Raw genomic sequence first — 5,306 nt, forward strand, 5'->3', positions numbered from 1 at the left:
CCGCCGGTGCACATCGCCGTCACCGGCATCGAAAAAGTCGTGGAAAACCTGCGCGACGTGGTGCCGTTATTGTCGCTGCTGACCCGCTCAGCGCTGGGCATTCCGATCACCACTTACGTCAACATGATCTCCGGGCCGCGCAAGGAACACGAACTCGACGGCCCGCAGGAAGTGCATCTTGTGCTGCTCGACAACGGTCGCAGCCAGGCTTTCGCCGACAGTGAATTGCGTCAGACCCTGAACTGCATCCGCTGTGGCGCCTGCATGAACCATTGCCCGGTGTACACCCGCGTCGGTGGCCATACCTATGGCGAGGTTTATCCGGGGCCGATCGGCAAAATCATCACCCCGCACATGGTTGGCCTGGCAAAAGTCCCGGATCACCCGAGCGCGTCTTCGTTGTGCGGTGCCTGCGGTGAAGTCTGCCCGGTAAAAATTCCCATCCCTGCAATCCTGCGGCGCTTGCGCGAAGAAAACGTCAAAGCCCCGGACAGTCCCCATCAAGTGATGCGCGGTCAGGGCAGCAAGTATTCGCGCAAGGAACGTTTTATCTGGAACGCCTGGGCCAGGCTCAACAGCTCGCCAATTTTGTATCGATTATTCGGTTTCTTCGCTACACGCTTGCGAGCATTGACGCCAAGCAACGTCGGCCCGTGGACACAAAACCACAGCGCACCAAAACCCGCCGCCCGCTCACTGCACGACATGGCCCGCGAGCATCTGGCCAAACAGGGAGATCGCTGATGAGCGCCAAGCAAAACATCCTCGGCAAACTGCGGAAAAGTCTGACCGGCGCCACGCCGATTGCCGACGACTTCGATATCGATCTGGTGACGCAGCCGTACACCTACAGCGCCGAACAACGCATCCCGCAACTGCGCAAACTGATGGAAGCGGTACACACCGAAATCCACATGACCTCCGGCGAAGAATGGCCGGCGCTGCTTGCGCAATTGCTGCGCGATCGTCAGTTGCCGAGCCTGTTGATCGCGCCGACTACAGCCCACGGGCAGAAAATCACACAACACTGGGCGAACAATCCTGAGCTGCCGACGCTGAAATCCTACGACCGTCCAATGGAAGAATGGAAAGCCGAGCTGTTCAACGACACTCCGGCCAGCCTCACCGGCACCCTCGGTGCCATCGCCGCCACTGGCAGCCTGATCCTGTGGCCAACCCGCGAAGAACCACGGTTGATGAGTCTGGTGCCGCCAGTACATTTCGCCCTGCTGAAAGCCAGCGAAATCCGCGACAACTTCTATCAGGTGCAACAGGAGTTCGAGTGGGCGCAAGGCATGCCGACTAACGCATTACTCGTGTCCGGCCCGTCGAAAACCGCCGACATTGAACAAGTGTTGGCCTACGGCGCCCACGGCCCGAAAGACCTCGTGGTGCTGATCCTGGAGGACCAATGACGCTTCCAGTGAATTTCCTGCGTGATGCGCAGCAACTGATTCCGGCCGAGCGCCGTTTTGATGATCCGTTATCGACGCTGGCCTTCGGCACCGATGCAAGTTTTTATCGGCTGATTCCGCAGTTGGTGATCCGCGTTGAATCCGAAGATGAAGTGGTTGCGCTGCTGAAACTGGCCCAACGTGACCATGTCCCGGTGACCTTCCGCGCGGCGGGTACCAGTCTGTCCGGGCAAGCAATCAGCGACTCGGTGTTGATTGTGCTTGGGGATAACTGGAACGCCCGCGAGATTCGTGGCCAAGGTACGCAGATCCGCCTGCAACCGGGCGTGATCGGTGCGCAAGCCAATGCGTGGCTGGCGCCGTTCGGACGCAAGATCGGCCCGGATCCGGCGTCGATCAACGCCTGCAAAGTCGGCGGCATCGTCGCCAACAACGCCAGCGGCATGTGCTGCGGCACCGCGCAAAATACCTATCACACGCTGGCCGGGATTCGGTTAGTGCTGGCCGATGGCACACGGCTCGATACCGAAGATGCTGCGAGTGTCGCGGCATTCCACGCCAGCCACGGCGATCTGCTTGAACGCTTGGCGACGTTGGGCCGCGAGACCCGCGCCAACGCTGAACTGGCTGCACGAATCCGCCACAAATACCGTCTGAAAAATACCACCGGCCTGTCACTCAACGCCCTGGTGGATTTCGATGAGCCTGTGGATATCTTGAGCCACTTGCTGGTCGGCTCCGAAGGCACGCTCGGCTTCATCAGCGCGGTGACGTACGACACAGTAATCGATCACCCGAACAAGGCCTCGGCGCTGATCGTCTTTCCGGATGTGGAAACCTGCTGCAACGCGGTTACCGTGCTGAAAAGCCAACCAGTGTCCGCCGTAGAACTGCTGGATCGCCGCAGCCTGCGCTCGGTGCAGGATAAACCTGGCATGCCCGCTTTCGTACAACAGCTGTCGAACAATGCCTGCGCATTGCTCATCGAATCCCGCGCCGCGTCTTCCACTTTGTTGCAGGAACAACTGGCGCAGATCATGGCCTCGCTCAGTGGTTTCCCAGTGGAGAAGCAGGTCGACTTCACCGAAGACCCTGCCGAAAACGCCAAGCTTTGGGCGATCCGCAAGGACACTTTCCCCGCCGTCGGCGCTGTGCGCAAAACCGGCACCACGGTGATCATCGAAGACGTGACCTTCCCGGTCGAGCAATTGGCGATTGGCGTGAATCGCTTGATCGAACTGTTCGAAAAACATTCCTACGATGAAGCGATTCTTTTCGGACATGCGCTGGAAGGCAATCTGCACTTCGTCTTCACCCAAGGCTTCAACAACCCGGAAGAAGTCGCACGCTATCAAGCGTTCATGGATGACGTCGCGCAACTGGTCGCTGTGGAGTTCGGCGGCTCGCTGAAAGCCGAGCACGGCACCGGGCGCAACATGGCGCCGTTCGTGGAACTGGAATGGGGCAGCGACGCCTATCAACTGATGTGGCAACTGAAACGTCTGCTTGACCCTAACGGAGTTCTCAACCCGGACGTGGTGCTCAGCGAAGATCCGCAGATCCATCTAAAGCACTTGAAGCCACTGCCGGCGGCCGATGAGATTGTGGATAAGTGCATCGAGTGCGGCTTCTGCGAACCGGTCTGCCCGTCGAAAGGACTGACCCTGAGCCCGCGCCAACGCATCGTGATCTGGCGCGATATTCAGGCGAAAAAACGTGCCGGCGTCGACACCACCGAACTGGAACAAGCCTACGAATACCAAGGCATCGAAACCTGCGCCGCCACCGGTCTGTGCGCACAACGTTGTCCTGTAGGCATCAACACCGGCGAGCTGGTGAAAAAGCTCCGAGGCCGACACGCAACGCATCAGAAAACGGCTGACTGGATTGAAGGAAATTTCGCCAAGACTCTGCAGGGGGCACGCTTCACTCTGCATGTCGCTAATGGTGCGCGGATGATGCTCGGCGCGCCGCGTCTGGCGAAACTTTCGGCAACGATTACGCGCCTGTCCAAAGGCCAGGTGCCGTTGTGGACAAATGCGATGCCGCAACCGGAGAAAGCCATTCGCTTCAGCCCGAGTGTGTCGGACGAACGCCCGCGTGTGGTGTATCTGGCCGCGTGTGTCTCGCGGGTCATGGGCCCGGCGGCGGGTGATAAAGAGCAGATGTCGCTCTACGACAAAACCCGTGGTCTGCTGGAAAAGGCCGGTTACCAAGTGGTCTTCCCGGACAATCAGGACAATCTCTGCTGCGGTCAGCCCTTCGCCTCAAAAGGCTACGCCGAGCAAGCCGAACACAAGCGTCAGGAGTTGATCAGCGCCTTGCTCCACGCCAGTCGCGGCGGTCTCGATCCGATTTATTGCGACACCAGTCCGTGCACGTTGCGCCTGGTTCAAGACGTAGGAGAAACCCGTCTCGATCTGTACGACCCGGTGCGCTTCATCCGTACGCATCTTCTCGATCGATTGGATTTCACCCCGCAAGACGCACCGATTGCCGTGCATGTGACCTGCAGCACTCAGCACCTGGGTGAAAGCCAAGCGTTGATCGATCTGGCGCGCAAATGCAGCAAAACCGTGGTGATTCCGGAAGGCATTCATTGCTGCGGTTTTGCCGGCGACAAGGGCTTCACCACGCCGGAGCTGAACAGCCATTCGCTGCGCACCCTGAAGGACGCGGTGCAGCATTGCAGTGAAGGAATATCCACCAGTCGCACCTGCGAAATCGGCCTGACGCAACACGGCGGTATCGACTATCACGGCCTGGTTTATCTGGTCGATCGGGTCACTCAGGCGAAGGCCTGCTGAAGAAAATCAGAACCCTTGCGCAAGACCGCAGTCCACAGAACAGGCCCCGAACACTCGGGGCCGTTCCTTCTTTCGGTGACCGGCACTCCGGGTCAGCGAAGTCTGGATCCCTCAGCGCAAGGAGATACACATGAAACGTTCTGTACTGCTCGGTCTGTTCGTTACTGCCTCGGTGATGGCGTCGACTTCGTTTGCCGCCGGGCCAGACAGCCTGTGCGAAGCCAATCTGCAAACCATCAATAACGCGAAATCGGAGTATCAGACTTCATCGGAGCTGAACGCGCGCGTCTCCGCCAGTGTGGCGAAAGCCCAGGCCCTCAAGGCCCAAGGCAAGATTGACGACTGCGTTGCGGAAACCCAGCAAACAATTCTGGAGATCCAGAAAACCTCGGGTGATAACAAGAAGTGATCGTGAGCAGGCGTTTTGATACCAGATGTAAAAAAAACCGAATTCCTGCGTAGCGCGGCGGTCGATTGAACAGGCCCTACGCTAACGTAGCCTGTTATGACCTCGGCATCGCCGCCAGACCGTCCGGCAGCACCGAGACCTACCGTTCAAGGAGATACCCATGAAGCATTCTGCAATTGCTGGATTGTTCATCGCTGGTGCACTTCTGGCGTCGCCGGTGTTTGCGGCGGATAAAGACCTGTGTGCCGGGAATCTTCAAGTCATCAAGGACTTCATCACCAGCCAGCCTTCCATTCCGGAAACCTCGCTGGAGAACGTCAAGACTGCGCAGGAAGACGCCATGAAGGCGCAGGCTTCCGGGAACGACAAGGATTGCGTGGAAATCACCAACGGCATGATCACGAAAATGCAGATCCGCAATCCAACGCGTAACTGACACACCCGGAAGCCAACCTTCGGGTTGGCCTTCCCGGCCGATTGACGTACACTGCACAGGCTTGTTGCTCAAACAGATGTACTGAGCAATGAGTTCGGGGCCGTTTAGGATTCGACGCCGGTTGCGAAACTTTAGGTGCATGCCGACTTGGTAACAGAAGTCGTAAATCCACTGTTGCAACTACTTATAGTTGCCAATGACGAAAACTACGGCCAGGAATTCGCTCTCGCTGCGTAAGC

The 5,306-nt window shown here is 58.3% G+C and carries 5 protein-coding genes and 1 other RNA gene; all 6 read left to right on the forward strand.

Translation table 11 applies throughout. The features are described from left to right. Positions 1-744 (forward strand): lactate utilisation protein LutB domain-containing protein (locus ACIP1X_RS27610; RefSeq protein ID WP_400755851.1); only part of this gene is annotated, 744 nt, incomplete at its 5' end. Next, a complete protein-coding gene (locus ACIP1X_RS27615; protein WP_400755852.1) occupies positions 744-1,415 on the forward strand; it encodes a lactate utilization protein C in 672 nt (223 codons plus the stop codon). The genes ACIP1X_RS27610 and ACIP1X_RS27615, both read left to right, overlap by 1 nt. Then, positions 1,412-4,222: an FAD-binding and (Fe-S)-binding domain-containing protein gene (locus tag ACIP1X_RS27620; RefSeq protein ID WP_400755853.1), complete on the forward strand. Its 2,811-nt coding sequence runs from the start codon at positions 1,412-1,414 to the stop codon at positions 4,220-4,222. The genes ACIP1X_RS27615 and ACIP1X_RS27620 overlap by 4 nt, the downstream gene beginning before the upstream one ends. Before the next feature lie 130 nt (positions 4,223-4,352). After that, complete coding sequence (locus ACIP1X_RS27625) at positions 4,353-4,631, forward strand: hypothetical protein (RefSeq protein WP_400755854.1); 279 nt, start codon at positions 4,353-4,355, stop codon at positions 4,629-4,631. A 160-nt stretch (positions 4,632-4,791) separates the two neighbouring features. Then, positions 4,792-5,067: a hypothetical protein gene (locus ACIP1X_RS27630; protein WP_159812883.1), complete on the forward strand. Its 276-nt coding sequence runs from the start codon at positions 4,792-4,794 to the stop codon at positions 5,065-5,067. 96 nt (positions 5,068-5,163) lie between these two features. Beyond that, positions 5,164-5,306: a transfer-messenger RNA gene (ssrA, locus tag ACIP1X_RS27635) on the forward strand; the annotation flags it as partial.

This window comes from Pseudomonas sp. NPDC088885 (genome assembly GCF_044750025.1).
GTDB classification, from domain to species: Bacteria; Pseudomonadota; Gammaproteobacteria; order Pseudomonadales; family Pseudomonadaceae; genus Aquipseudomonas; species Aquipseudomonas rustica.

Bases quoted from the DNA above. Each gene is read 5' to 3' on its own strand.
- ACIP1X_RS27615 (WP_400755852.1), top strand. From the start codon at position 744: ATGAGCGCCAAGCAAAACATCCTCGGCAAACTGCGGAAAAGTCTGACC.
- ACIP1X_RS27620 (WP_400755853.1), top strand. From the start codon at position 1,412: ATGACGCTTCCAGTGAATTTCCTGCGTGATGCGCAGCAACTGATTCCG.
- ACIP1X_RS27625 (WP_400755854.1), top strand. From the start codon at position 4,353: ATGAAACGTTCTGTACTGCTCGGTCTGTTCGTTACTGCCTCGGTGATG.
- ACIP1X_RS27630 (WP_159812883.1), top strand. From the start codon at position 4,792: ATGAAGCATTCTGCAATTGCTGGATTGTTCATCGCTGGTGCACTTCTG.